The sequence below is a fragment of the Paenibacillus sp. RC334 genome (genome assembly GCF_030034735.1).
Taxonomy (GTDB): Bacteria; Bacillota; Bacilli; order Paenibacillales; family Paenibacillaceae; genus Paenibacillus; species Paenibacillus terrae_A.
In genome coordinates this window covers 4,470,948-4,497,748 of the sequence record NZ_CP125370.1, presented here as the reverse complement: position 1 = coordinate 4,497,748, position 26,801 = coordinate 4,470,948, and the positions used below count along the sequence as shown (strand labels likewise).

At 45.8% G+C, this 26,801-nt stretch carries 25 protein-coding genes; 13 read left to right on the top strand and 12 right to left on the bottom strand.

Annotation, left to right across the window (positions count from 1 at the left end):
- Window positions 1-22: 22 nt before the first annotated feature.
- The 5 genes from QMK20_RS20635 to QMK20_RS20615 all read right to left on the bottom strand — a co-directional run bounded on the left by QMK20_RS20635 (window position 23) and on the right by QMK20_RS20615 (window position 6,402).
- Window positions 23-1,459 carry a glycoside hydrolase family 1 protein gene (locus QMK20_RS20635; RefSeq protein WP_283653105.1) on the bottom strand — a complete coding sequence of 479 codons (1,437 nt, stop codon included), beginning with the start codon at window positions 1,457-1,459 and terminating at the stop codon, window positions 23-25.
- Window positions 1,452-2,510, bottom strand: a complete 1,059-nt coding sequence (uxuA, locus tag QMK20_RS20630) for a mannonate dehydratase (protein ID WP_283656321.1) — start codon at window positions 2,508-2,510, stop codon at window positions 1,452-1,454. Before uxuA ends, QMK20_RS20635 begins: the two co-directional genes overlap by 8 nt.
- A gap of 90 nt (window positions 2,511-2,600) precedes the next feature.
- Window positions 2,601-3,896, bottom strand: coding sequence for a PTS sugar transporter subunit IIC (locus tag QMK20_RS20625; RefSeq protein ID WP_044645745.1), 1,296 nt, complete (start codon window positions 3,894-3,896; stop codon window positions 2,601-2,603).
- Window positions 3,897-3,914: 18 nt separating this feature from the next.
- Window positions 3,915-4,283, bottom strand: coding sequence for a PTS lactose/cellobiose transporter subunit IIA (locus QMK20_RS20620; RefSeq protein WP_082067130.1), 369 nt, complete (start codon window positions 4,281-4,283; stop codon window positions 3,915-3,917).
- Between the two features lie 193 nt (window positions 4,284-4,476).
- On the bottom strand, window positions 4,477-6,402 hold the full coding sequence (locus tag QMK20_RS20615; protein WP_283653104.1) for a BglG family transcription antiterminator: 1,926 nt from the start codon (window positions 6,400-6,402) through the stop codon (window positions 4,477-4,479).
- Window positions 6,403-6,566: 164 nt separating this feature from the next.
- On the opposite strand from QMK20_RS20615, the gene QMK20_RS20610 reads away from it, so the two are divergent.
- The 3 genes from QMK20_RS20610 to arsC all read left to right on the top strand — a co-directional run bounded on the left by QMK20_RS20610 (window position 6,567) and on the right by arsC (window position 8,771).
- On the top strand, window positions 6,567-6,917 hold the full coding sequence (locus QMK20_RS20610) for an ArsR/SmtB family transcription factor (protein ID WP_044645743.1): 351 nt from the start codon (window positions 6,567-6,569) through the stop codon (window positions 6,915-6,917).
- Window positions 6,918-7,029: 112 nt separating this feature from the next.
- Entirely contained in the window at window positions 7,030-8,325 is a 1,296-nt protein-coding gene (locus QMK20_RS20605; RefSeq protein ID WP_283653103.1) for an arsenic transporter, read from the top strand.
- Window positions 8,326-8,351: 26 nt separating this feature from the next.
- Complete coding sequence (gene arsC / locus QMK20_RS20600) at window positions 8,352-8,771, top strand: arsenate reductase (thioredoxin) (protein WP_044645741.1); 420 nt, start codon at window positions 8,352-8,354, stop codon at window positions 8,769-8,771.
- A 177-nt stretch (window positions 8,772-8,948) separates the two neighbouring features.
- Here arsC and QMK20_RS20595 read toward each other — a convergent pair whose 3' ends face one another.
- On the bottom strand, window positions 8,949-9,977 hold the full coding sequence (locus tag QMK20_RS20595; protein WP_283653102.1) for a LacI family DNA-binding transcriptional regulator: 1,029 nt from the start codon (window positions 9,975-9,977) through the stop codon (window positions 8,949-8,951).
- A 243-nt stretch (window positions 9,978-10,220) separates the two neighbouring features.
- Between QMK20_RS20595 and QMK20_RS20590 the strand changes: the two genes are divergently transcribed.
- Window positions 10,221-11,501, top strand: coding sequence for a glycoside hydrolase family 140 protein (locus QMK20_RS20590; RefSeq protein ID WP_283653101.1), 1,281 nt, complete (start codon window positions 10,221-10,223; stop codon window positions 11,499-11,501).
- A 124-nt stretch (window positions 11,502-11,625) separates the two neighbouring features.
- Window positions 11,626-13,476, top strand: a complete 1,851-nt coding sequence (locus QMK20_RS20585; RefSeq protein WP_283656320.1) for a beta-glucoside-specific PTS transporter subunit IIABC — start codon at window positions 11,626-11,628, stop codon at window positions 13,474-13,476.
- 166 nt (window positions 13,477-13,642) lie between these two features.
- On the opposite strand, the gene QMK20_RS20580 is transcribed toward QMK20_RS20585, so the two are convergent.
- Window positions 13,643-14,677, bottom strand: a complete 1,035-nt coding sequence (locus tag QMK20_RS20580; protein WP_404519585.1) for a glycosyltransferase family 4 protein — start codon at window positions 14,675-14,677, stop codon at window positions 13,643-13,645.
- A 485-nt stretch (window positions 14,678-15,162) separates the two neighbouring features.
- On the opposite strand from QMK20_RS20580, the gene QMK20_RS20575 reads away from it, so the two are divergent.
- The 4 genes from QMK20_RS20575 to QMK20_RS20560 are packed head-to-tail and all read left to right on the top strand — an operon-like array spanning window position 15,163 to window position 19,362.
- The gene (locus tag QMK20_RS20575) at window positions 15,163-16,308 is read left to right on the top strand and encodes an ABC transporter ATP-binding protein (RefSeq protein ID WP_283653099.1); all 1,146 of its coding nucleotides are present in this window, start codon (window positions 15,163-15,165) and stop codon (window positions 16,306-16,308) included.
- Window positions 16,305-17,027: an ABC transporter permease gene (locus QMK20_RS20570; RefSeq protein ID WP_283653098.1), complete on the top strand. Its 723-nt coding sequence runs from the start codon at window positions 16,305-16,307 to the stop codon at window positions 17,025-17,027. The genes QMK20_RS20575 and QMK20_RS20570 overlap by 4 nt, the downstream gene beginning before the upstream one ends.
- 5 nt (window positions 17,028-17,032) lie before the next feature.
- The gene (locus QMK20_RS20565; protein WP_283653097.1) at window positions 17,033-18,424 is read left to right on the top strand and encodes a GldG family protein; all 1,392 of its coding nucleotides are present in this window, start codon (window positions 17,033-17,035) and stop codon (window positions 18,422-18,424) included.
- Window positions 18,421-19,362 carry a DUF4340 domain-containing protein gene (locus QMK20_RS20560; protein WP_283653096.1) on the top strand — a complete coding sequence of 314 codons (942 nt, stop codon included), beginning with the start codon at window positions 18,421-18,423 and terminating at the stop codon, window positions 19,360-19,362. The genes QMK20_RS20565 and QMK20_RS20560 overlap by 4 nt, the downstream gene beginning before the upstream one ends.
- A gap of 117 nt (window positions 19,363-19,479) precedes the next feature.
- On the opposite strand, the gene QMK20_RS20555 is transcribed toward QMK20_RS20560, so the two are convergent.
- A complete protein-coding gene (locus tag QMK20_RS20555) occupies window positions 19,480-19,677 on the bottom strand; it encodes a hypothetical protein (RefSeq protein WP_283656319.1) in 198 nt (65 codons plus the stop codon).
- A 191-nt stretch (window positions 19,678-19,868) separates the two neighbouring features.
- Between QMK20_RS20555 and QMK20_RS20550 the strand changes: the two genes are divergently transcribed.
- Window positions 19,869-20,231 (top strand): sigma-70 family RNA polymerase sigma factor, encoded by a 363-nt coding sequence (locus QMK20_RS20550; protein ID WP_283656318.1) that lies wholly within the window; start codon window positions 19,869-19,871, stop codon window positions 20,229-20,231.
- A gap of 23 nt (window positions 20,232-20,254) precedes the next feature.
- Window positions 20,255-20,386: a hypothetical protein gene (locus QMK20_RS20545; protein WP_252361499.1), complete on the top strand. Its 132-nt coding sequence runs from the start codon at window positions 20,255-20,257 to the stop codon at window positions 20,384-20,386.
- 111 nt (window positions 20,387-20,497) lie between these two features.
- Here the strand turns inward: QMK20_RS20545 and QMK20_RS20540 are convergent, their stop codons facing one another.
- Entirely contained in the window at window positions 20,498-22,075 is a 1,578-nt protein-coding gene (locus QMK20_RS20540; protein WP_283653095.1) for an esterase/lipase family protein, read from the bottom strand.
- 194 nt (window positions 22,076-22,269) lie between these two features.
- On the opposite strand from QMK20_RS20540, the gene QMK20_RS20535 reads away from it, so the two are divergent.
- Entirely contained in the window at window positions 22,270-23,220 is a 951-nt protein-coding gene (locus QMK20_RS20535; RefSeq protein ID WP_283653094.1) for a YhcN/YlaJ family sporulation lipoprotein, read from the top strand.
- A 97-nt stretch (window positions 23,221-23,317) separates the two neighbouring features.
- On the opposite strand, the gene nagA is transcribed toward QMK20_RS20535, so the two are convergent.
- The 3 genes from nagA to QMK20_RS20520 are packed head-to-tail and all read right to left on the bottom strand — an operon-like array spanning window position 23,318 to window position 26,132.
- Complete coding sequence (nagA, locus tag QMK20_RS20530; RefSeq protein WP_283653093.1) at window positions 23,318-24,538, bottom strand: N-acetylglucosamine-6-phosphate deacetylase; 1,221 nt, start codon at window positions 24,536-24,538, stop codon at window positions 23,318-23,320.
- Entirely contained in the window at window positions 24,535-25,263 is a 729-nt protein-coding gene (gene nagB / locus QMK20_RS20525) for a glucosamine-6-phosphate deaminase (protein WP_283653092.1), read from the bottom strand. The genes nagA and nagB overlap by 4 nt, the downstream gene beginning before the upstream one ends.
- A 2-nt stretch (window positions 25,264-25,265) precedes the next feature.
- A complete protein-coding gene (locus tag QMK20_RS20520) occupies window positions 25,266-26,132 on the bottom strand; it encodes a MurR/RpiR family transcriptional regulator (protein ID WP_283653091.1) in 867 nt (288 codons plus the stop codon).
- Window positions 26,133-26,474: 342 nt separating this feature from the next.
- Here QMK20_RS20520 and QMK20_RS20515 point away from each other — a divergent pair, with 342 nt between their 5' ends.
- Window positions 26,475-26,753: a phosphopantetheine-binding protein gene (locus QMK20_RS20515; RefSeq protein WP_014277736.1), complete on the top strand. Its 279-nt coding sequence runs from the start codon at window positions 26,475-26,477 to the stop codon at window positions 26,751-26,753.
- Window positions 26,754-26,801: the final 48 nt, after the last annotated feature.

The window sequence follows — 26,801 nt, the reverse complement described above, 5'->3', positions numbered from 1 at the left end:
GCCTCCAGAAATTGATTTTTAATTATTTATACTCTTCATCCAGATCAGCAACAAACGAGCGTTCTTTGATGGCAGATTGATACCAGTAGCCGGACTTCTTCAAATGCCGACTTCGATCATTCTCCAGGTTAATTTCCACCAGTCCATAGCGATTTTTAAAAGCATTCATGGGAGAAACGTTGTCTGTAAAGGCCCACAGCATATAACCTGTACAGTTGGAGCCGGCTTCTACAGCCTGTAACGTGTAGCATAAATGCTCAGTTATAAAGTCAATGCGATAGTCGTCCTGAATGATGTGCTCCTCATTTTTGAAGACAACTTCATTCTCAATACCCATACCATTTTCCGCGACAAACCACTCGATATTGTTATATTCATTCTTGATACGCATTCCCATATCGTAAATGATCTTGGGATAAATCTCCCAGCCCCGTGACTTGTTCATTCTTTTACCCGGAAGATCGAAATGCTCATAGTAGTAAGAGGGGTGGAAGGGAATGTTTTCATTCCACGCTTTACTCTGCGCTTTGACCCGGTGCGGATAATAGAGATTGATCCCGACGTAGTCAACGGTATGTTCCTTAATCACTGCCAGTTCTTCCGTTGTAGCTTCAAATGCAATATCATGCTTGCTCATTAAGTCGAATAGTTCTTGCGGGTATTCGCCTTTAATAAGCGGGTCCAGAAATACTCGATTGTAAAATAAATCATACACATGTGCAGCATACTGGTCATGAGGGGCGCTGGATCGGGCATAGGTTACTTCAGGATTCAAAATAACGCCTATTTTAGCCCCGTTCTGATTATAGTTTTTGGTTTTGAAAAGTTGTACGCATTTCGCAGTAGCCAGCGTTTTATTATAATTCCATTGCATCCACTTCCGCGTATTTTGTTCATAGGGATAGCGAAGGGCATCCAGATAGACACGAGTCTGTACAACAATGGGCTCATTAAATGTAAACCAGTGTTTTACCCGATCTCCGTATCGTTCAAAAACCTTTTCTGCATATTTCACAAACAGTTCCACCACATGCTTGGAAGACCAGCCCTCATATTTGTCCAGCAAAAAAGCGGGCACCTCGTAGTGCTCCAGACAAATCATGGGCTCGACCCCACTTGCAATCAACTCGTCAATGACCCGGCTCATATAATCCGCATACGTTTCATCCACGACAACATTCTCATAATCCGTTAAGAAGCGGGACCAATTAATAGAAGTACGATAATGGGTTAGGCCAATCTGCTTCATCAGCGCAATATCCTCAGCGTAACGATTATAGAAGTCGGTTGCACCCGCAGGTCCATATCCATTGTGCCAGACATAGCGGTCATTTTTGTACCATTGGTCGAGAAATGAGTCCTGCCCTTCCTTTTTACCGCTCCAGCCCTCTGTCTGCCAGGCGGAAGCCGCAGCACCCATGATGAAATTCGACGGAATTTGTATCGTATGTTTAGCCATTACATGCTTCTCCTTTTCGTACTATAGATTCCCAAAGGCCCGTTAAGTAGGCCGCTCCCAATGCACGGTCATACAGTCCATAGCCGGGCTTTCCTTGTTCTCCCCAGATCATTCTCCCGTGGTCAGGTCTTACATACCCTTCAAACTGATGACGATGCAGGATATGAATCAGCTCCGCCATATCTATGCTACCCGATTCGGACAGATGCGCTGACTCTTCAAAATCACCGTTAGGATAACGTTTGACATTACGTAGATGAACAAAATGAATCCTTTTCTGCGCGGCGTATTTGTCTAGCATTCCGGGTAAATCATTGTCTGGTGAGCTGCCTAGCGAGCCACTGCAAAAGGTAATACCGTTATGCACGCTGGGCTGAAGCTCCAGCAGACGGTCAAAATCTGCTTCCTTGCTAAGAATACGCGGCAGACCCAGAACAGGCCATGGCGGATCATCTGGATGGATCGCCATTTTTACGCCGACCTCTTCGGCTACGGGAATTACTTCTGCCAGAAAATAAGCTAGATTCTCCCAGATTCCTTCGGCTTCCAGTTCTTTATACTGCTTCATTAAAGCAGGGAGTTCTTTCTTTGGATATGATAAATCCCAACCCGGAAGCGTAAAATCAGCAATGTTCGGCTCAATCTTTTTCAGTTCTTCCCCCGAGAAAGCCAATGTCAACGATCCGTCGGGAAGAGGCTTGTCAATGACGGTACGAAACCAGTCAAAGGCAGGCATGAAATTGTAGCAGACGACTTTTACCCTGGCATCACCCAGCCTTCTCAGCGTTTCTTTATAATTGGCAATATAGTTGTCCCTGGTGGGGAGTCCCAGCTTGATCGCTTCATGTACAGGAACGCTTTCCACGACTTCAAATGTAAGTCCCGCTTCCTCGATTTGCTGCTTGAGAGCAGTGATACGGTCCCAAGGCCATACCTCTCCAGGCGGAACGGTATAAACCGCGCTTACAATTCCTTTGATATAGGGGACATGCCGGATGTAAGAGAGTGGAATGGAATCCTGCTCGCCATACCACCGAAAAGTCATTTTCACCATGATCAGCTTCTTCCTTTAAAGTTAGCGTTAACCTGAATCCATTAAGAATACGCTTTCAATTGAATGATATATTTCTATAGTAGCGCATTATTCAGCCGTTCGCTTGTTGGCAATTTTGACGAACGGGAAATAGATGATAATCGCTACCACAATACAAATGATCTGGGTTACGACGGCGCCAATGCTTCCACCTGTAGACAGGTAGGCATTAATAATAGGCGGAGTAGTCCATGGAACCATGACGACGGCCTTACCTGCAAATCCAAGCAACGTCGAAAAGTAGCCAATCGTTCCTGTGATAAGCGGAGTAATAATGAAAGGGATAGCCATCAATGGATTCAACATAATCGGAAGTCCGAAAATGACAGGCTCGTTAATATTAAACAGGCCAGGTCCAAACGAAAGCTTGGTAATTTCCTTCATATCCTCGCGCTTGGAAGCAATCATAATACAAATCAAAAGGGCCAGCGTAATCCCTGAACCACCGATACTCATGTATACGTCCCAGAAAGGCATCGTAATAATGTTCGGAATCGGCAGTCCTTGCTCATAAGCAGTCATGTTGACGGTAATCGCTCCAAGCAGCAGGGGTTCACGAATCGGTTTTACCATTTGGTTCCCGTGAATGCCGATCACCCAGAAGATTTGCGCAACCAGCATCAGTACCAATATACCCGGCAGTCCTTGCACCACGGTCTCCAGAGGTTTTTGCACCACATTATAGACGGCATCATACAGGTAGAGACCTGTAAATTTATGAAAGAAGAATCCAAGCATCGAGAAGACAGTCACCGTAATGATGGTTGGAATGAGTGCCGAGAAAGAAACAGCCACATTGCTGGGAACACTTTCAGGCATTTTAATTTTTAGCTTATCGGACTTGCCCAGTTTGCTGTACAGCTCAACGGATAGAATGCTTATGAAAATACCTAAAAACAAGCTCTTGGTATCCGTAAACTGGCGGGCAATGACATCCGTTACTTTCTGCATTTCCCCGTTAACCATCAACTCAATCGTGGTCGGCGTCACAGATATAAAGCAGATTACAGCGAGTAGTCCTGGGAAGAGGTTTTTCTCCCCGTTAATTTTTCCTAGCTCCAGACCAATCATGAAAATAGCCAGGATGGTAAGGATATTCAAACTGGCATAGTTAATGCCTGAGAAAATCGGTTTGTACTCTGCCAGGAAGGAGAAAGGTTTAAAATGGGCCAGACCATTGACCGGGTCCATGACCATATTGGAAATCAGTACAGCAAAGGCACCGACAATGATGACAGGCATTAATGTGATAAAGGCTGATTTGATCGCTATAATATATTTAAAATTGTTGATTGCATTTGCCACTGATGTGAGGCCGTCGACTAGCTTGTTTTTGAAAGCCATGGGATAGTGCCCCTCCCTCTACGATTTTGGTACGAATTGATCAATACGTTCATACAGATCTACAAACTCTGAGGCCATATCTCGAATGGTGATAGCATTCATCAAATGATCTTGAGCATGTACCATCATGACCGACATCTCTGTTTTTTCACCCGCTGCTTCCTTATTGATGATTCTGGTTTGAATTTTGTGGGAGGACACCAGTTCTTTTTTAGCTGAGGCTAATTCTTCTTTGGCTTCCTGAAACTTTCCCGCCTTTGCAAGCTCAATCGCCTCCATGGCCGAGCTGCGTGCATTCCCAGCGTATAATATAATTTGGAATACAATTTCTGTATCATCCATGCCCTCCATACTCACGTCGTGCTCTGTAGTTTCATCATTATTCATGTTTTTTATCTCCCTTCAAAAGCTGCCTTCTTTAGTATTATAATTTGGAATCGCTTTCAATTTAACGCATAATTTTTCCGCTTCTTAACGGAAAAATCGTCTCTTCTAAATGACTTCTCCATCACCACAAAAAGGAGAGACCCCCGCCTTGCAGGCTTCAGGTTCCTCCTTTGCAATTACATATTGCTAATATTCAGCTATTTATATGCAGCACTTCTACAAATTCCGTGTACGTTTTGCAGCGGATAAGCTGCTGGACGAGCTTTTCATTATTTAAAATTTCAAGCAAAATATGATACATACTCTGTAAATCTTCTGATTTGGTGCGCTGTATGCAGAGCATACAAATAAACTGTACTGGCTTGCCATCCCAATCGATAGCTTTTTGTAATGTACAGATGGCCCAAAACGTGGAATCAGCGAAAGGTTCCATCGGATGCGGGATCGCGACAAAATTGCCAAATGATGTTGGGGAAACAGCTTCACGCTCTACCACAGATTGCAGCAGGGGGCCTTCCACAAGATCGGCTTCGTGTATTTTTGCGGCTATAAATTCAAGCACCTGGAGTTTGTTATCAAATTTCTGCTGAAGAAAAACCAATTTTTTTCGTACATACTGCACAGCAGGAAGTCTTGCCTCTGAGATTGCTTGTTCAATTTTAGTGATATCAGAACCGCCTAAAAATGTATTCACATGTATCATGGGTACAGAAAGCGGTTCTGAAATGGGGATCGTGCTAATGACAAAGTCCAGTGTATCCAACGGCATTTGTTTAAGCTTATAAAATTCAGTGGTTCCCACGATTTCCAACCTGGAACCGAAGACCGATTGAAGCTTATAATACAGCAACTTTGCGCTGCCGAGTCCAGAAGCACATACGATCATGCACTTTTTGGGTGCGCCTTCCATTTTCTTTCTTTCCATCGCGACTCCGATATGAATGGCTAAATACCCAATTTCATTTTCCTCGATGTGTATATGAAGTCGCTGCTTGATGACTTCCGCAGCAATGATACCTGCTTCAAAGGCAAGCGGGTAATTGGCTTTGATTTCATCCAGCATAGGATTCCGCAAATTCATTCCGTATTGATAACGGTTAATGACCGGTTTGAGGTGAAGACAAAAAGCAATCAGCAATTCCTTGTCGTTGTGAATGTTCATTTTCAACTGTTGATCAATTTGGTTTAGTATTTCAATAGTCAGTTCGTAGATATCTTTATCAATGATCTTTTTAATCTCTATTTCATCCAAATGGGCACTAACGACTGTCCTTACACCCAGCAGGTGCACAGCAATGTACGCAACTTCAACAAGTGGAAAGGAGTGCTTCATTTTTTGTTCTAAAGCAGATACGATTTCAGTCGCCACCATAAACTCTTTCTGCGCTTCAATTTTTTTCATTTCTTGAGGATAATACGAAACATACCTTTCTTCACGAATACGCTTACATGCAATAGCAATATGAATGACCAGATTGTTCAAAGCAATGTCCGACAACTGAATATCATTGAATTCAATGCGATCCAGAATCACTTCTCTTATCCATTCCATCTCTTCGTTAGAGATCAGAGGAGGGTGGGACATCTGCTGCTCGCCTATTTCATCTGTTCTACTGAATATATAGTCGGAAATGCAATAACGCAGCTTGGCCTCGTTACCTTTGACTCGAATACCATGATACGGTCTATTCTCCAGGGATAGTCCGTAGGTTGCCAGTAACTTGCGCAGTTCTTTGAGGTCATTCTGTAAAGTAGATCGACTAACATACAGGATCTCAGCTAAATCATCAAGTTTGATATATGCATTGGTGAGCAGCAGCTTTTTCATTAAAAAACGATTTCTCGCTTCAGAAGAATTCGCTAATGGATAGGGCACATTATTTTCATAATCCTTTAACTGCTTCAGCAGATGATGAAATTCTTGTTCGTCCCGAATCTCTAACTTGTAGCCCGATCCTTTGAGAGGTTTGACTGCTGCTCCATGCTTCGACAACAGCGCACCCAATTCCTTTAAATCCGTTCGTATGGTTCGAGAGGATACCTTCAATATATTTGCCAAGTGTTCTCCGTTGACCATCTGTTCTGCAACCAATATACGAAGAATATCAAAAATACGCAAAATGAGCCTCCTTCCATAGCAGTTCTGAAGAACAGTATACAACGGTAGATTGGTTATGAAAAAGTGAAAAATTTGATTATACGATTGTATTGAAAAAGAGTGGTGTTGAGTATACAATTAAGATATAAGCAAATGATTATATATAGAGAGAAGAGGTGATCATATTGGACCAACTGGCTTATGTAGCGGATCAATTAAAGCTATTGGGTGATAGAACACGGCTGACGATGCTCTCTTTGCTCCAAGAGAGGGAATGGTGTGTGTGCGAATTTGTCGAGATTTTTGATATTTCGCAACCGGGTATCAGCCAGCATCTAAGAAAGCTAAAGTCTCAAGGGATTGTAAAAGAAGCTCGACGCGGGCAGTGGGTGTACTATTCTCTCAATGTGGAGGACAAGCCTCATATTCAAGCGGTCCTTCAATGTATGCCAGATGAGAAGCAAATTTTGAAGCTTTTAAATAAAGAAGAACCAACCGCTGCTTGCGGACCTGATTCGAATTCCTGCTCCTGCTAAAGATTCGATGGAAAAGTTGCCTCTGTGAGCATGGAAAATGATGCCCAATATATAAGCATATGCTTATAAAATGATTTGATGTGATGATACATCTTGGATCGGAGGTTTGAACGTGTTATCGGTTTTCTTGTCATGCGCTATTTTCCTGTTAACTTTGACGCTGGTGATCTGGCAGCCCAAGAACCTGTCTATTGGATGGTCAGCCTCCGCAGGAGCAATTTTGGCTCTGCTTGTTGGCGTGGTTCATATTCAAGATGTGTGGGAAGTAACCCGAATCGTGTGGAATGCCACGCTGGCTTTTGTAGCTATTATTCTCATTTCATTGGTGCTGGATAAGATCGGACTATTTGAATGGGCCGCTTTACATATGGCGAGGGCTGCGCAGGGAAGCGGGGTCCGGCTGTTTATGTATGTGACTTTGCTGGGAGCGGTGGTAGCTGCTTTTTTTGCAAATGATGGTGCCGCTTTGATCCTGACTCCCATTGTGCTTGCGATGGTACGGGCGCTCAAGTTTGAAGAAACAAGGGTATTCCCTTTTATCATAGCCAGCGGCTTTATTGCAGATACGGCTTCGCTTCCGCTCGTCGTCAGCAATTTGGTTAACATCGTGACCGCCAATTTCTTCAACATTACATTTATGGAGTATGCAGGCCGCATGATTATTCCGAATTTTTTTTCTATAGCTGCGAGCATGTTAGTGCTGTATCTCTTTTTCCGTAAAAGCATTCCAGGGAAGTTTGATGTTGCTCATGTAACGGCTCCTGCTAAAGCGATTAAGGATGCGAAAATGTTCCGGCTTTCCTGGATCTTCCTGACCCTTCTGCTTGCAGGTTATCTGATCAGCGAATTTTTCAACATTCCAGTTTCGGTAATTGTGACAATCATTGCTGTTATTCTCTTATTTATTGCTCGTAAAAGTCCTGTGGTACCTGTAAAAGAAGTCATGAGAAGCGCGCCATGGGCCATCGTATTTTTCTCCATCGGGATGTACGTCGTAGTATACGGGTTGCGTAATGTGGGTTTGACAGATTTGCTAGCTCATCTTATTCAAGCGGCAGCAGACGAGGGGATGTTTGTGGCTACGATGGCTATGGGTTTTATGGCTGCCGTCATTTCGTCGGTGATGAACAACATGCCTACAGTCATGATTAATGCGCTGGCGATCCATGCTACGAACGCAACAGGAATGATCCGGGAGGCACTTGTTTACGCCAATGTAATCGGGTCGGATTTAGGGCCCAAGATGACACCCATTGGCTCCTTGGCTACGCTGCTCTGGCTGCATGTGCTTACTTCTAAAGGCATAAAGATTCGTTGGGGAACCTACTTCAAAACAGGTGTAATTCTGACCTTGCCTACGCTTTTTTTCACACTTTTGGGTTTGTATTTGTGGTTGACAATATTATGATTTAAACACTAAAGGAGACGATCATCATGGATAAAAAGACAATTTACTTCTTGTGTACTGGTAATTCTTGCCGTAGTCAGATAGCAGAAGGCTGGGCCAAAAAGGTTCTGGGCGATCACTGGAACGTATACAGCGCAGGCATTGAAGCACATGGACTGAACCCGAAAGCTGTACAGGCTATGCAGGAAGTGGAGATTGATATTTCAGGGCAAACATCAGATATCATCAGCTCTGAACGGCTAAACTCCGCCGACTTGGTTGTGACCTTGTGCGGGGATGCAGCGGATAAATGTCCTGTTACGCCTCCTCATGTGCGCCGTGAGCACTGGGGTTTTGATGATCCAGCGAAAGCGCAGGGTACCGAAGAGGAAAAATGGGCCGTCTTCCAGCGTGTGCGTGATGAAATTGGGGTACGCATTCATAAGTTTGCTGAAACAGGAGAGTAAATAGGCAGGCCGCCTACCCGGCGGCTTTATTTTAGAATCATAGAACCCCTGTTCCACTTAAAATAATGGCGAGTATGATGAAGACCGCTCCTGTCCAGCTCACATAATCATATATCATGCTGAACCCTCCCTCTTGTTATCTTCTCTATCACCCCATTTAGTTTACCTTATCATAGGTCATTCTGAGGCTAAACAAGATTTTCTTTCAATAACCTCTGTATTCACCAGAACCTGAGTATGATGCTTCTGATCGTTGTTAAGTCTCTCCATAAGCAAGTTTACAGCAGTTCGGGCCAAAACCTCCTTTTTCACATGAATGGTTGTGAGTTCCGGGCTAATGACCTTAGCCTCATTAATATTATCAAACCCCATGATGGAAATTTGTTCAGGCACTCGAATGTTCGTTTCCTGAAACGTTTTAATGGCACTGATCGCCATATAATCATTTTCGCAAAATAGGGCCGAAGGAAGCTCATTCAATTCATGAATAGCTGTTTTGAAAGAGTCCTGTGACATCACAAGCATGGGATGCATATCAAATATAAGCCCATTTTCTATGGAAAGATTGTGCTCCTCTAAAGCCGCCATAAACCCTTCCTTTCGTTTTTTAAAGTTGAGGATTCTGGTACTGGATTGCACGTATCCTATTCGTCTGTGTCCAGACTGAATTAAGTATTGGCCTGCCTGATACCCGCCAAGATAGTTATTAATGGATACGAAACTGGCGTCGACGTGTTCAAAGCAGGTATCCAAAATCACAATATTGGTATGAATGGATTGTATAGAATGAATAATCTCGGAAGTTAAATTGGTGCCAAGCAGAAGTACGCCTGAAGAGGGCTGATCTTTTTCCAAAGCAGATAATTCTTCTTCGAGGTTATGGCTATCAAAAGACGAAAAAATTAGGGTATTTCCATGCTCTCTCACCTGATTAGTAATATGATGAATTAATTCATTGAAAAAGGGAAATGAATCATAATGTTCTGTTACGATGTCTGTATTTTTACATGCCACAAAGCGAATCACATGGTGATTTTTAATAGATTCCTTGTTGGACTTCATGGTACGTGGTTTATATCCATGCTCTTGTGCAATTTTTAGAATTTGCTCCTTTGTTTCTTCACTAACTCCGGGTTTGTTATTAAAAGCAAGGGAGACAGCAGATTTCGAAACACCTGCAAGCCTTGCAATATCATCAATTTTCAATGCAGAACCCCCTATTGAACTAAACTACATAAATTATATCATTATTCTACAAAAAAGTTTAGATTATAAACTAAACTAAACTAAAAAACATTGAACAGAAAAATGTTGACCTTTTATAAATGATGGTGTTAATATTCAAATGTAAAGCGCTTTAATTTAGTTTATTTTACGAATAAAACATATAATTTAGTTGTTTATTTAGTTTTGTTTAGGGAATGTTGTGAATTTGGCGAGAAAGGAAAGGTGATTCATTTGAGTTTAAACATTGCTGAAAATCAAAGAAGTTTTATCAAAGAGGGAAAACTCTTTTTTTATTTGGCAGATACGGTTTGGAGCGTATTTACCAACGCGACGTTGGAGGAGTGGAGCGATTACCTTGACTATCGGAAGATGCAGGGTTTCAATGTGTTACAAATCAACATGCTTCAACAATGGGATGCAAGTGAATCGGATCTGAATCTACAGCCGTTTGCGTTACTGGAAAATGGAGACTTCGACTACCATACATTAAACGAAGCTTATTTTGATCGAGCGGAAGTCATGATAAAAATGGCTGTAGAGCGTGGATTTGTTCCAGCACTGGTTCTGTTGTGGTGTAACTACGTACCGGATACATGGGCTGAAATGTTCCAAAGGGGCAATAAAATGCCGTTTGAATGCATTGAACACTACGTAACGCACGTCGTAAACCGTTTTTCTCCATTTGATCCTATTTTTCTGATCAGTGGGGATAGTGATTTTCCAACTGAACGTGCCAATTCCTATTATTTAAAAGCACTGGATATTGTACACCAATTAAGCCCGGCAAGCTTAACTACGCTGCATATTCAAGGAAGATTGAGGGAAATTCCTCATGTCTTTGAGAAACACAAGGGTCTTGCATTCTATATGTATCAATCAGGACACAACTCCCAGTTTCAACATGTAGCCCACGAGATTGCTCAACATTTCTATCATAAGTCGGATATACGGCCTGTAATTAACGGGGAGCCATGTTATGAACAAATTAGTTACAGCCGCAATGTGTATGGCAGATATACTGCATTGGATGCCAGAAAAGCAGCATGGCAGAGTCTCCTTGCAGGTGGGGGAGCAGGAGTAACATACGGAGCGCACGGAATTTGGAGCTGGCATAAAAAAGGGAAGAAATTCGGCATCGTAGAAGGGGAAGGCTTTGATAGCCCCTATGATTGGAGAACGGCATTGCGTTTTGAAGGTGCATGGGATTATTCATTTATTAAATATCTGTTTGAAATGTATAAGCTTGTTGGCATTAGGCCGCTGGATATTGTTCTAAATAAGACAGAAGAGATTAGAGCCGCCGGAAACGAGAATACCGTAGTTTTGTATATTCCGGTTAACACAAAGGTGCGGTTAAGCATCAATGTGCAGGATTACAAGTTTACAACGATTGATTTAGCGGGAAAACGTTTTGCCCAAACAGAGGTGTACATCCAGGATGGTCAATCCATTATAGACATGCATAGTTTTGAAAGTGATGTTGTGATCATCGGAACAAAATAAAACAAAAGACGAACATGATGGCAGCTATGATCGTGGGTAAGCTTGCAGGCGGTATAAGCGTCATAATTGTCGCTGCTATTGCAAGAAAGAAAATAGAAAGCGCATCCAAGAAGGAGTGAACATGATGGATCATAAAAAAACAGCCGAAGAAGTATTAAGTTCAGTGGGAGGAAGCGAAAATGTGAACAGTGTAATTCACTGCGTCACTCGATTGAGGTTCAAATTAAAGGATAATCAATTACCAGATAAAGAAAAAATCAAACAGATTGACGGTGTCATTACTGTCGTAGAAAGCGGCGGACAATTTCAGGTGGTCATTGGTAATGAGGTCCCAAAGGTATATGAAGCTCTTTTGGAGACGATGGGAGTAAAGCCGAATCAAGCGAGTCAAGAAGAGCAAAACAATGAGAAATCCAGTTTATTCTCCCGATTTGTCGATGTAATTTCAGGCGTGTTCATGCCCGTTGTTGGTGTGCTCGCCGCTGTGGGGATTCTAAAAGGACTTTTGGCTTTATGCACATCCCTGGGCTGGATGACGGATCAGATGGGCACGTATAAAATTTTATATGCGACAGCAGACGCTATGTTTTATTTCTTTCCGGTTATTTTAGGGTTTTCAGCAGGTAAAAAATTTGGAGGAAACCCGTACCTGTCTGCTGTTTTGGGAGCCGCCTTGGTATATCCGACCATTACTTCCGCCTTTACGGATAAAACGGCGCTGTCCTTTTTGACCATACCTGTCGTTCTGATTAATTATACTTCTTCTGTTATACCTATCATTATTGGAGCATTGTTGGCAGCTAAGGTCGAAAAATTTATAAGTAAGTATGCACCTGCCTCCATTAAAATGTTCATTGTGCCTTTTCTGACTTTGGTCATCATATCACCGATTGTTTTTCTGGTTGTCGGGCCGATAGCAACTATAGTCAGCGATGGGTTAGCTAAAGGCTCCATGTGGATTTACCAGTTAAGTCCAGCTGTAGCTGGCCTCGTTCTGGCCGGGTTCTGGCAGGCCATTATTATCTTCGGTCTGCATTGGGCATTTATTCCAATCCTCCTGAATAATGTAGTTACGAACGGGTTTGATCCGATTAACGGTATGTTGTTCTGTACTACTTTTGCTCAAACCGGTGCGGCCTTTGCCATTGCTTTGAAATCACGTGACCCTAAATTAAAACCTATTGCCACTTCTGCTTCAATTGCGGGTTTGATGGGAGTTACGGAACCAGCTATTTACGGTGTTACGCTACCTGCCAAAAAGCCGTTTATTTTAGCTTCCATTGCCGCAGGTATAGGGGGAGCCGCAGCAGGTTTGCTGGGATCCACGGCATATGGTTTTGCCTCAGGCGGCGTTTTCGGTATTCCTCTGTTCATTAATCCAAAAGGTATAGATGCAGGTTTCATCGGCTTTATCATATCTTTGGTTGTGGCTTTTGTACTCGCATTTATCCTGACCTATCTTTTCGGCTATAAAAATGCTAAACCTGCTTCTGAGATTAAGGTTGCAGATGAAAGCAAAGAGGAGGAAAAAGCGGTATTCAGTCCTTTAAGCGGGGAATTGATTCCTTTAACCGCAGTAAAAGATGAAGCGTTCTCCAGTGGTGCGATGGGTCAGGGCGCGGCTATTATTCCAAGAGACGGGGTAGCCTACGCGCCGTTTAACGGAACTGTTGTTACCGTTTTCAAAACAAAACATGCGATTGGGCTTATTTCTGAGGATGGTGTTGAACTGCTCATTCACATTGGAATAAATACGGTCAGCCTGAAAGGAAAGCATTTCACTTCTTTTGTGTCTGAAGGAGATACCATTCAAAAAGGAGACAAGCTGGTTGAATTTGATCCCGAGGCTATAGCAGATGAAGGATATGATATCACCACATCCGTCATTGTAACTAATACAGCCGTGTACACAGATATCATAATGGAAGCTACAACAGTTATTCATGCTGGAGACCAATTATTAAAGATTAGATAGATTCCGAACAGTAGTGATAAAAAAAGAAAGTCATAATGCTGACGATGGCCCGTGTGTAAAAAGGGATGTCGTCAGCTATTATTTTTGGGGGATAATGGTTTCTGTATCGTCTTGGAGACCTGCCCTACTTTAAGCTGCTGGAGTAATTCTTCATTAAAATAATAGCTTACCCCACGCCCAGCGCGCCCATCATTTGCCGGAAGGATTGCACATATTTATCCGGTGCTAACAGGTCGACGACCCTTGTCAGCCCCTTCTGGCGAATGGATTCGCGGTCGGGCGCGTTGTTCATCAGATCCAGTCCCTCCAATATCGCCTGCAAGATATCTCCTTGCGCATAAAATTTACCCGTTACGTTGTGATCGATGAAGGCTCGCACCCCGTCAGAATCAGAGCTGAGCACGGGACAGCGGCAAGCCATGGCCTCAGCTACGGCGTATCCAAATCCCTCTACCAGTGAAGTGGACAACAGATACCCTCCCGAATCGCCAATCATGGAGTAATACAGAGGCATTTTAGCATGGGGCACGTTGTTGAAACGTTCTACAATGGAGGACAAGCCAAGCTGTGTAACCATGCTCTCGAATTGTACCTTATCCTCTGGCTGCGAAAGGGTATTATCATAGAACATCCAGATGCGAAGATCCGGGCGGTTTTGCAGCATCCAGTAAGAGATATCGATAAAATGCCTCCAGTTTTTGTTCGGCTCCAGTCGCCCAACCCATGCAATGACCGGATTGACCGGAGGAGTGTTAGGTACATAATTAAATACGCTGGTATCCAGTACATTTGGAAACACGTAACGCTTAAGCCACGGACACATGCTGGAAAATAGTTCGACCAGATGCGTAGTGGTGGGTAGCAGTACTGCATTGGCGTATCTTTGAAGAAACGGTGTGGCTTCGCCTACTACCAATGCAGCCTCCACGTGCGGACCGAAGCCCTGTGATTCATAGATTAGCACACCCTGATAGCCCAACATGCGCAGTTTTGCGAGCATCTGGTAATCCGACGAGACGATGATGGCATCGTAACGGTGAGTGTGTATCAGACTAGAAATATCTCCCTCGGAAGAAGTCGTAAACACGGGAATATCTCCATGCAAGTTTTGCATCCCCGTACCCTGCTGATAGTAGAGAAGATGGCATTCAATCCCATCCTGGCTAAGCACCTTGCAGCGTTGGCGGTTCAAGGTTTCCACGCCGCCGCTGGGTATATAAAAGGTAAATAGGACTTTGATCTCAATAACCCCCTTCAGCCAATCGAAAGTTTCTTATATACCAAGGTATTCCAGCAAAAGGACAGGGTGTGGGTATCTATGGAAGCCTAGATGGAATCAGCATAAAATTGTGGCTGATGCGGGGATGCAAATGAATGTTAGAGCGAACCGTACAAGTTAACGAGTGTAAAAGTACATTCGTTCACATTTTAGACATATTATTTTAAGCTTATATTTAAGTGACTTTAAGCTGGAGTTATATGTGTGGGATTAACATTAGAGTTTAAAAGTGTTGCATGAGGTGCAGATGAGGCCGCTCCGCGAAGGATTTGAGCTTTCGATCAGGCGAGCGCTAGCGCTTCTCCAGCTTCAAAACCTCCGCTACGCAACATTTTGGATGTGTGAGAAGGGAATAGAGCCGTTTGGACGAATGGGTAGTTTACAGTGAAAGACTATGACTTTGCAATATGATAAAAGAAAGGGTGAAGCGTGTGCTCAAGGTGCAGCAGGTGAGCAAGTGGTACGAGGGCAACCGGGGCGTACATAAGCTGGATTTTGAAATGCAGCGTGGCGAGATTGTCGGGTTTCTGGGGCCTAATGGTGCAGGCAAAACGACGACGATGCGCATGATTACAGGGTATCTCCAGCCGAATGAGGGAGTGATTACGATTGATGGCATACCGATTCAGGAGCAGGGCAGACAGGCTCGTTCCAAAATCGGTTATTTGCCGGAAACGCCCCCTCTGTATGGAGATATGTCCGTTCGATCCTACTTAAAGTTTGTGGCAAGCATTCGAGATGTACCTGCGAGAGAACAAAAGCTGCGCATTTCTGAGATGATTTCCCGGCTTGGGCTGAACGGGCGTGAAAAGCAACTGGTACGCAGTTTGTCCAAAGGGTATAAGCAGCGTTTGGGACTGGCGGGGGCAATTATTCATAACCCGGATTTGCTGGTGCTGGATGAGCCGACCTCAGGTTTGGACCCGAATCAGATTCTCGAAATTCGCCAGCTCATTCAGGAGATTGGAGAAAATCATACGGTGCTGCTCAGCACACATATTTTGCCCGAGGTGGACGCCTTGTGTAATCGGGTTCTTATCATCCATGAGGGTGAGTTGGTGCTGGATGGACGGCCTGAGGCGCTCGGCGGTTCGATGGAAGACGGATTTAAGGTAAAAGTAGAGGTCAAAGGCAGCCGTGAGCAGGTGCTGAACGTTCTTAGCGGTTGGGGGAAAGTAGAGGTGGAGCTATTAACATCTGGCCTGTCTCAAGCTGACACGAAGCAGACTGCAACTGAGCAAGATTTGACCGGGCTGTTACTGACAGGCGCCTCCAGTGAGGATTTCCGTGAGGAGCTTTTTTATGTGCTGTCTGGTGCGAAGCTTCCGATTTTGGAGTTGAAAAAAGAAAGCCTCAGCTTGGAAAATATATTCCAGCAGTTAACGACTCGCGAGTCGAAAACGGGTCAGGCAGATCAAGTGAATTCAGTGGAACAAGTCGAGCATTCGACGGAAAATGAAATCTCCGCAGATGTTACGGAGGACAGTGAGGAGGCTGCGTCCAGCAACGACAAGGACGGGCAAAACAAAAGTACAGGAGGTGAACGGCCATGAGGCGTTTGTTCGCGGTCTGTCAAAAAGAGCTTCAAGCCTATCTATGGACGCCGACAACGTATTTTGCGCTTGCGGTGTACATGCTGCTGACGGGGTTGCTCTTTTACACAAATTTTGTCATGTATCAGCCAAGCATCTTGGATTATCGGCTGGTACTCGGTGATACGCTGTCCATGCTGGTGTTTGTCGTCCCGCTGCTCACGATGAGGCTGGTTGCGGAGGAATTCAGGCAGGGTACGGATGAGCTGTTACTTACCTCGCCTGTGAGTGTGACGGAAATGATTGTGGGTAAATTTTTGGCGTCGCTGGGCATGCTGCTCATTTTGGTGCTGTGCAGCCTGGCATATCCGGTCGTAATGTCCTTTTACGGGGCGTTGGACTGGACACTGGTATTTACGTCTGTGATCGGTCTGTTTATGCTGGGTGCAGCCATGATGGCCATTGGTCTGTTCGCTTCGACGCTTTCGCAGCATCAGATGATGTCCGCGGTCGTCAGCTTTATTATTTTGCTTGTATTTTGGATGCTGGATTCGTTTGGTGGACAAACAGGCGCGTCTGCGGCATTGCAGCAATGGCTGGAGCCTTTTTCACTAACCGCACGGTTTGACAGCTTCACCAAAGGATTGCTGAACGGAGCCGATGTGCTGTATTACGTGACGGTGGCGGGGCTCTTTTTGTTATTCAGCATTCAGGTGGTCGAACGGAAACGGTGGAGGTGATGAACATGAAAAAATGGCTGGGTCATACAAACAGTGTGGTATTGTCGGTTGCTGCTGTAGGTATTTTTATTTTGCTGACGTTGTTTCTGCGTTCGCTGGGAGGCTTTCAGCTAGATTTGACGGCAGGCAAACAGTATACGTTGTCTGATCAGACATTGACGGCCATTCAGGGAGTGAAGGAAGACGTGCGTCTGATTGCTTTTACCGTATCGACTTCGCAAAATCAAAAGCTGAACCGGGACGTTACGGATATGCTGAGGGAATACGCCAAGCGTAACAGCAAGCTCAAGGTCGAGCAATATGATCTGAATCAGGAGCCGCTGCTGGCCAAGGAATACGGTGTCACCGAAGCATCCATCGTGCTGGTTCAGGGTGAGAAGAAACGTGTTATTGATATAGGTAGTCTGTTTACACAGGCACAGGGAAGTAGCGAGGGGGCGTACCAGTTTACAGGGGAAGAAAAGCTGACCAGCGGACTGCTGGGGCTATCGTCTACCCGCCAGGGAAAAGCCGTTTTCCTGACCGGACATGAGGAAATCCCTTTGTCCCAAATGACCGGATTGAGCAATTCACTGGCGCAGGATAATGTGAAAACAGAAGAAGTGCAGCTCAATCAGGCGGGTAGCGTGCCTAAAGATGCATCGGTGCTGGCTATTGTTGGGCCGCAACGGGATATCAGCGCGACGGAGCTGAAAAGCATTCGCACCTATTTGGAGGGTGGTGGAAAGCTGTTTCTGGCGTTGGGCTTTCATCCGAACATGCAATCGGACTGGAAAAATCTTGACGCACTGGCGGCGGATTACGGTGTGAAGGATACACATGCGATCGTGGTGGATCAGGAGCAGACGAATACGCTTGGACCTCTGTTTACAGTACCCACCTTTGGCAGTCATGCGATTACCGATAAGCTGGCGGCCTCCAATCTGTACCCGGTGCTTTCGCTGTCTATTGCTTTGCAAGCGGGGGAGCAGAAGAATTGGAAGACTACGGCCTTGCTCAAATCTTCTGCCGCCAGCTATGGGGAAACGAATATTCAGGGGCTGCTGAACAACGAAACACAGAAGGATGACAAGGACCCGCAGGGGCCGCTTGATCTGGGTTACGCGGTAGATGGCAAGGACGGCAAGCCTAAGGCAATTATTCTCGGAACGTCGGCCCTTCTGAGCGACACCGAGATCAGCACGGGAGGCAATCGGGATTTTGTGCTGAACAGTCTGAATTATGTACAGGAACAATCTGACGGGCTTACCATTCGTCCTCGTCAGGAGCAGGATTATAAGGTGGTTTATTTGACTCCTGCGCAAGCGAAGATTATATTGACCCTATCCGTGATCGGATTGCCGATGTTGTTTGCGGCAGCCGGAATCTTATTATGGTGGAGGCGAAGAAGAGCATGAGAAAATGGATACCCACAGTGCTGCTGTTAGTTGTATTGGGAGCGGGTATAGTCTATGCCAAGAGCCAAAACTTTTTTCGTGAACAAGCTCCTGCTGCTCGCCAGCTGGTCCAGCTTACGCAGGGGGATATTACGTCTTTCGCTATAATGGGGAAGGACGGCAAGCCAGTGGAGCTTAACCAACGTGATGGCAAATGGAGCATGAGCAAGCCGCAGTCTTATCCGTTAAACGGTTATACGATAGACAATTGGTTAGCCGCTATTCAAAACGTGAAGCTCGGTGAGGTGGTGGAGTCTTCTCCAAAAGACGTAGCCAAATACGGAATCAGCGCCACCAACAACCAAATTCAGATCAAGACCAAGGATGGAAGCGAGCATACCTTTGCTTTTGGCGAAACGTTGCCTTCCGGAGATGCTGCTTATGTGCTGTCAGATAAAACAGAGGTAGCTTCCGTACCTGTGGATACCCTTTCCGGGTTGTTACTGGGTGCAGCCGATTTTACGGATACGACGCCGTTTGACTGGGATGATGACAAGCTGGGCGGACTGGAGTGGGAAGGCCAGTCTGCGTCTTGGATGCTTAAGTCATCCGGTGACGGGGGAACCGGGGAAAGCTCTTCCACAGCTTGGACGTTGAATGGAAAGTCGGTAACCAGTGATACGGCGACCTCCTTATCGCAGCAAATCAAAAATCTGGCCAGCAGCCAGTCCTTGCGTAAAGCCTCCGAGCTAAACCAACCTGTTCACCGCTTTACGCTGAGCGTATCGCTGGGCAAGCAGGATGAGTCGCAGCAGGTGTATCAGGGCTGGATGGTGAACGGTGAACCGGATATCGTATGGGTCGTGCCTCCGCAAAGCAATTGGGCGTATGGTCTGTCGGCATCTGACGTGAAGCGTATTGAACAGGCTGGACATGACCAGGCTCAAACTGGAAAATGATCATCTGAACACGAGCTTGGAGCATGATCAGATCCGCAATCAAACAAATTTTCCGGTATGAAACAAACAAAGAGGCTCCATCGGCGAGGATCGTCGGTTGGAGCTTCTTTGTGTTCGTTATTCATCAGGCTTGCTGCCTTTGGAAGAATGACGGTTCCCATCGTTTAATTCCTTAATGACCTCAATCAGCTCATGGAGCGAGAGATCCAGCTTATCCAGTTTTTCTTCCATGGTGTGCAGGATGTGCCGCAACAAAATAAAGCAAAGACCTGCCGGAAAGCCTACGTTGGTTATGATAGAAAGAGCATCATCCATCTGCAATGGTTTCCCTCCTTTTTAGCCGTATATAAAGGAAGGTAAATCAAAAGAACCGTATACAACCGACCTAAAAAATAGTATAATAAATAAGAACAAATGTTCTTATTTGGTTGTGAAATGTGTTCTCAAATTACCCTATAATATGAGGATTTCGAAAAGCCAAATCCAAAGAGAAAGGGTGGTTTATGATGAATCAATCTCAGCTAACATTGGTTGAACAATATCGTAAGAAGCTGTATCGCATTGCATGGAGAATCCAGTATCGTGCCCGGGTACAAACCAATCATGAATTTGTCATGGAAAAGAACGAAGCCGTCGCTACTCCATCTTTTACAGACTCTGCAAACTCTAAAATGTACATTCTACAGCTCATTAACTCTCTACCATCTGAGATCGGAAAAGCCATCATCTTTGACCTTTACATACTAGACAAAACCGAAGCACAGATTGCAAGAGAGCTGAAGCTATCCCAACAGGCGGTGAATAAATGGAAAAAGAAAATGCTGCGTCAATTATCTCAGATGCTGAGTTCATCAAACTGCTCAAATTAGCACGAAACGGAGATCAGGAAGCTATGAGCAGTATACTTCATCTGTTCGAGGAAGATATTCAGAAAACCAGTCGGTATATCCGAATGTCCCGGGAAGATGCCGTCCAAAGTATTGTGACTGATTTTATAGAAGATTTGAAGCGTGACGATATTTGAAGTGATTAAACCGGATGCCATTATTATGATACAGAAAAGAAAAGGTGCAGGCTTTTGAGGGCCTACACCTTTTTGTTTTAGTGAATGATATAAATGATTGCGTGGGGGAGTTTAATCAACATACTTATTCCCGTCAGCGTCAATATAAATGGACTGAACAGCTGTACGGCGGTATGGATAGCCTGCCTCTGTAGTTCCCTCGATTTCATAGGTTACGGAATAAATGCCGGGCTTGTCCGCTTTGGACAGCTCGATTTGTCCGGTGGGGTTAACCGCTTTTTGTTGTACCGTCAGATCTGTGGACGCAGGAGTAATTCCTTGCTGTGGATCACCGTAATATTGAACCTGATACGTGACTTGTGTAACGCTTTTAGGGGAATCCTGTGGTTGCAGATTCAGCTTCGGACCTACGGCATTCAGATTATATTTCAGCTCAGGAACCTGAGCGGCCTGATAACGGGCGATCAGGAGATACGCTCCTTTATCAGGAATCGTGACGTTCAGTTTATAGGTACCCGGTTTTGGATTTTTGATGACGGCGTTATGATGCCAGGCACCAGCAAAAATTTCGTCATCATAACCTGCTTTCAGATTAACGATCTCGCTGGTACCGTCAGGCTTGGTCAGCTCCAGTTTACTCACACGTTTATCGCTGATCCAATCCATATTAATGGATTTGACACCATTTTCAACGGTGAGGATTTCGGAGGCTTTTCCGTTATAGTTTCCGCCGCGGATAAAGTATGAATTGTCGATCTCGCTATAGGTGGATGTTAAAGCGGAAGCACGCAAGGAAGATGCTGCTGAAAGTGCTTCAGTTTCCTGATTCAATGCTGGAGTGTTTGCTTGGAGGTAAGGTTGGATCAGGGAGAAGACATAAGAGCCGGTACGAACTTTGGCATGATCCCAGGGGCCGACTTTAACTACACGTCCACCGGGAAGCTTGGCATTGTCGACTGCGACTACTCCATCATTTTTGCCAAAGGATGAAAGATAAAGTCCGCCCAGTATGTAGGAAGCGCTTCCGTCAGACCAGTTATCACCAGCAAACGTGAAGAATGGAATTGTAGTCGCGTTGCTGAGTGCATCGGTCTTGGATCGGAAATACTTCATATAAGATGTCTGTAAAGTGGAGGTGCCTGGATTTTGTGAGCCGACAATATCTGCCAGCCATCCGGCCCAGCTACTGTAAGCAAGATCTGCAAGCTGTGAGCCATGGTGGGGACTGCTGAGGGTGATCACACGTTGTACATAGGGAGCGGCTCCGTTATATGCAAGAGCGGTTTGAGTATCCACTCCACCTTTGCTGTGGGCAATGATGATGAGTTTTTTTCCAAAGTGATTACTAATGACCTTGATTTTGTCGGCTAAAAGCTTACCATTGTCCCACATATCCTGTGATGTGCCATTTGCATCGTACAGATTAACGGTGGCCGTCTGGTATCCGGCGTCACGTGCGCGCTGAAGCATGTCGTTATTATTCTTCCAGACTTCCGCGCTGCTGTTCAAACCATGTACAAATAATAGTGCGGGCTTGGCAGGATCCACGCGATTAGGTGGTGGGCCTTCTGCCCAGCTTCCTCCAGGATCTTTCGGGGGTTGGGGTGTAGTGGAGCCTGCAAAAGCGCCGACAGGGACAAGAGTGACGGATAACAAAAAAATGAGCATCAAAACGGTGATCTTTTTCAAACTGAAAATCCTCCTTTGTAAAATAAAGTATTTTTCAACCTTATTATACATGCCATCTTGTGGTAAATCATCAATTGTATTTCATATTTACATTAAAAATTTATTTATTTAGTCATTTTTTAGTCAGGATAGCCCTGAGAATCATAGCGCATCCTAATCTCGTCACACATTTTATATGTATGGAGGATGAGTTCATGCCAGGGACTAAGAAGGTAATCAGTTTAACGATTTCTGCTGCTTTGCTCGCCAGTATGGCTGCTTTGACAGGGTGTGGGACTGCGAATCATAATGTCCGCACGAACACTACCCGCTATAACGCGCAAAGTACACATCATATGGATGGTGTGAACCGTTTCGGAGTTAAGTCCAATGGTATGGACGGGATGCGTTTAAACCAAAATGCCAATGGAACTGGACACCAAATTGGTAATCTGCAAGTCGATCGCAATTTGTCCAAACGTATATCCGAGTTGCCGGATGTAAAATCTGCGACAGTGCTGGTCGGTAACCGTAATGCTTATGTAGCGGTTTCCTTGAAGGACCAAGCCAACGGAACCGGTGTAGGTACTTCAAGCGTTAAAGGTACTAAGCATCCCATGAATACACATGGCATGACTACGTATGGGGTGGATGGTACAAGAGGCAACTATACCACCGATGGCATAGCGCCGGGAATTACGGACAATGGAATGAGCCGACCCGTAACACCTCCGCGTCGTGGTGACGGATTGTACGGCACGATGGGTACTGGTTCTTATGGTATGATTCGTGGCTTGGCGGACGGTACCCGCACGGATATCGGACGCACGGATGGCACCACAGTGGAAGGCGCAAGAACTGCGTATGAGCCTAGTACGTTGACCGAAGCCGTCAAAAGTCGCATCGCCAACAAGGTAAAGCAATTTGCACCTTCGATTGAACAGGTGTATGTATCGGCTAACCCCGATTTTGTAAAGCATACCACTGACTTTACACGCAGTGTGCAAAACGGTCATCCGATCAAAGGAATGAGTGCCCAATTGGCGGATATCATCCAACGGGTATTCCCGACTCCTGCTGCTGGTGCAACTCATCCAACAGATGGATCAACAACCGCACCAACTCGTCCACAAAATTATACCCCTGCACCTATGAATCATCGCTAATTCACCACATATGTGTGTAATGCCAAAGAAAGAGCTATCCATCTCGGCGAAATCGCTGAGGGATAGCTCTTTGGTTTAGGGGAATCATAAGAAGAAATTATCTTCGTATTCCTTTAATCCATACGCCTTGCAGCTTTAAGTCCGCATCCAGTAACAGAACGTCTGCTTGTTTGCCTGCTGCAAGCGAACCTGTTCGATGCGCAATGTTCAGGGACTTAGCCGGATTCAGGCTGGCGGCTTGTGATGCCTGGGGAATGGTCAGACCCACATGACGAACCAGATATTGGAAGCCTTCAATCATCGTCAGCGTGCTTCCTGCCAGAGTCACGCCATCCTCCAGCCGTGCCACACCGCTCTGCACGATTACTGGTAAATCACCGAGTGTGTAATGCCCGTCCTCCAGTCCGGTGGCAGACATAGCATCGGTGATAAGAATAAGATTGTGCTCCCGTTTCAGCTTGGCGAGCAGGGAGACCGCTGCCGGATGCACGTGGATACCGTCCGCAATCACCTCCGCTTCAATGCGCGGATCGGTAAGCACGGCTCCGGCGGCTCCCGGCTTGCGGTGATGCAGCGGAGTCATGGCATTGAACGTATGCACCGCATGGTTCAGGCCCGCCGCCGCTGCGCGTTCCACCTCTTCATACGTGGCATCCGTATGACCGAGAGCCGCAGTAATGTTATGGCTGCGCAGCCAGGCAATCAGCTCTAGCGCGCCTTCCCGCTCTGGTGCAAGCGTCAACTGGCGGACAAGGCCCGGATAGCGCTGCTCCCATTCCTTCGCCCAGGCCAGATTCGGCAGTTGAATATGCTCCGGGTTTTGCGCTCCCGGCCAGTTCGGGCTAATAAACGGCCCTTCCAGATGTACGCCCTCCAGTTGTGCATAGGGCATAGGCTGCGCCATATAGGCGTAAACCTCACTTAGCACCTGGTCGATTCGCTTTTTTGGTGCGGTCATGGTGGTAGCCAGCATGGCGGTCGTTCCTTGTGAGCCGTGAAAAGAGGTAATCGTATCCAGTACCTGCGGATCGGCGTCCATAAAGTCCTCTCCGTTACCGCCGTGAACATGAATATCAATAAAGCCCGGCAGCAGGTAGCCGCTTTCCAATCGCATGATGTTTGCCCCCACCGCTGCCCCATCACCCTGATTTTCCACTACTGCTGCAATTAGATCAGCAGGCAAATCATCCTCTGCACCAGCATATACGATGGATTGCCCCTCAATTGCGACAACCCCTTTTTCAATCATGTGATCCCCAATAACGACTTGTCCATACAGTAGTTGGGTTAAATCAAAAATCGTTTCATCCGAGTTCAATTCAACCAGCCTCCCGCTTCCTGATCCAGTAAAATCAGCACGTTGGGATGACATTGCAGCAGGGAAGCCGGGCATTTTGTGGTTACAGGTCCGGTGAAAGCCTGCTTTACAATGTCTGCCTTATCCGCGCCAAAAGCTACCAGTATAATTTGCTTCGCCTTCAGAATCGTGCCTACCCCCATTGTGACTGCTTGCTTGGGTACATCATCTATATTGCCAAAAAATCGGGCATTCGCTGTACGCGTCCTCTCTTCCAAATCTACCACATGTGTGGCTCCGGTCAGGCCGTGCCCGGGTTCATTAAAACCGATATGACCGTTGTGACCAATGCCGAGCAATTGGAGATCCACGGGTCCATGATCTAGCATTGCCTGCTCGTGGGCCGCACATTCTGCTGCCAGATCAGCCGCATTACCGTCAGGTACGCGTGTATGGGCAAGAGGAATGTCGATATGCTGAAACAAGTGCTCATTCATAAAGCTGCGGTAGCTCTGCGGATGTTCCGGGGGAAGACCAACGTATTCATCGAGATTCACGGAGTAGGCTCGTGCAAAGCTCACCTGTCCCTTACGGTACATTTCTACAAGATGACGGTAAATGCCGATAGGTGTACTTCCGGTAGCAAGCCCAAGCATGGCTTGAGGCTTGTTCAGCAGTAAACTGGCGATCACAGCGGCAGCGGTAGCATTCAGGTCTTCACGGCTGTTCAAAATACGTATGTTCATCTTTAGTGGCCCCCTGGTTGTTTTTTGAGCTTGCTTACTTGCTGATACGAACCTTCCAGTCTCGGAATATATTTGTCAAAATCCGCGCTGACCATACCTGTAAACAGGATATCTATGATATGAAGCTGGGCAATGCGGGACGCCATATCTCCACGCCGCATCCCTTCTTCCAGCGAGGAGGAAAATAGCGCAATATCCGCAACACCTGCCAGCGTGTTATTTCCGAAGGAGGTCAGGGATAATGTTCTGGCTCCCTGTTCCTGTGCACAGCGCAGAGCCGCGATGGTTTCCTGTGTTTCCCCCGAATAGGAGACGGCAAAGGCGACATCTCCCGGCCCAAGCGAGGAGGCAGAGGTAATCTGCATGTGCGAGTCCGCGAAGGCGGTACTATTTTTGCCAATTCGAATGAGCTTTTGATAAAAATCCTGCGCCACAATCGAGGAAGTCGCCATGCCGTACAGATCAATGCGGCTTGTGGCGGACAGCCATGCAATCGCCTGCTCCAGCTTGCTGAAATCCAGCAGTCGGGTCGTGTCCGCAATAGATGCGGTATGATTCGCCTCTATAGCTTCCACGATACGAGAGAGCGAATTTCCGGCGACGATGTCCTGATAGGAGGCTTCACCGTCACTATTAGAACGGGGCAGCTCGGCGGCCAGCTTCATTTTGAAATCGGGATAGCCTTTAAAATGAAGTGATTTGCAAAACCGCGTAACGGTCGCCGGACTCACACCACAACGCTCCGCCAGCTCCCGAATGCCCAGATGCAGCACATCTCCCGGAGATTGCAGAATGGATTCCGCCAGCTTGCGCTCTTGGACGGGAAGCTGCTCCAATCTGTGGGTTAAGGTATGAAGAATGGGGGACATGAGCTGCGCTCCTTTGGCTGTAGAGTATTTTACATGAAAATAAATATCGTAAAAATAAACATTAAAAAGAAAATTATTTTCATATCTATTGTAAAATAATCCTGTCGCACTTGCAAGCAAGATGTGAGCTAGATTTTACGAAAAAAAGATAGCGAAAATTGTAGAAAAAAACACACATTAATTTACATATTGTGCGATATATTTACAAAATCACCTATTGACTTGTCTCTTCCATGGAGGAGTATAATTGAATAAAGTTCCAGTGTAGGAATTTTTCGAGGAGCTTTGCAGATGGCATTGTCGGGCGGAACGAATAGGATCATTCACAAGGAGGAGTTTGCTATGCAAAGCCAAGTGATTGAAATGATCAGCGCGGTCAAGGAAGATCCTGAGCTGGTCGGTAAGCTGGATGGACATTCGGACATTATTCATGATGCAGGACTGGATTCGTTACAGTTGGTTCATTTCATGCTGCAAGTGGAGGATGCGTTTGACGTGGAAATTGATTTTGATTCCTTTGAGCTGGAGCATTTGAGCTCGGTAGATGCGTTTTGCAGCTACATTCAGGGGATCAGCGATGCGGAAAAAGCGCCGCACCCGGAGGGAATGGAGACAGTCTGACGTACAGCTTGGTACATGTGCCTGAAAATCCATTAAACGAGGTGTTAG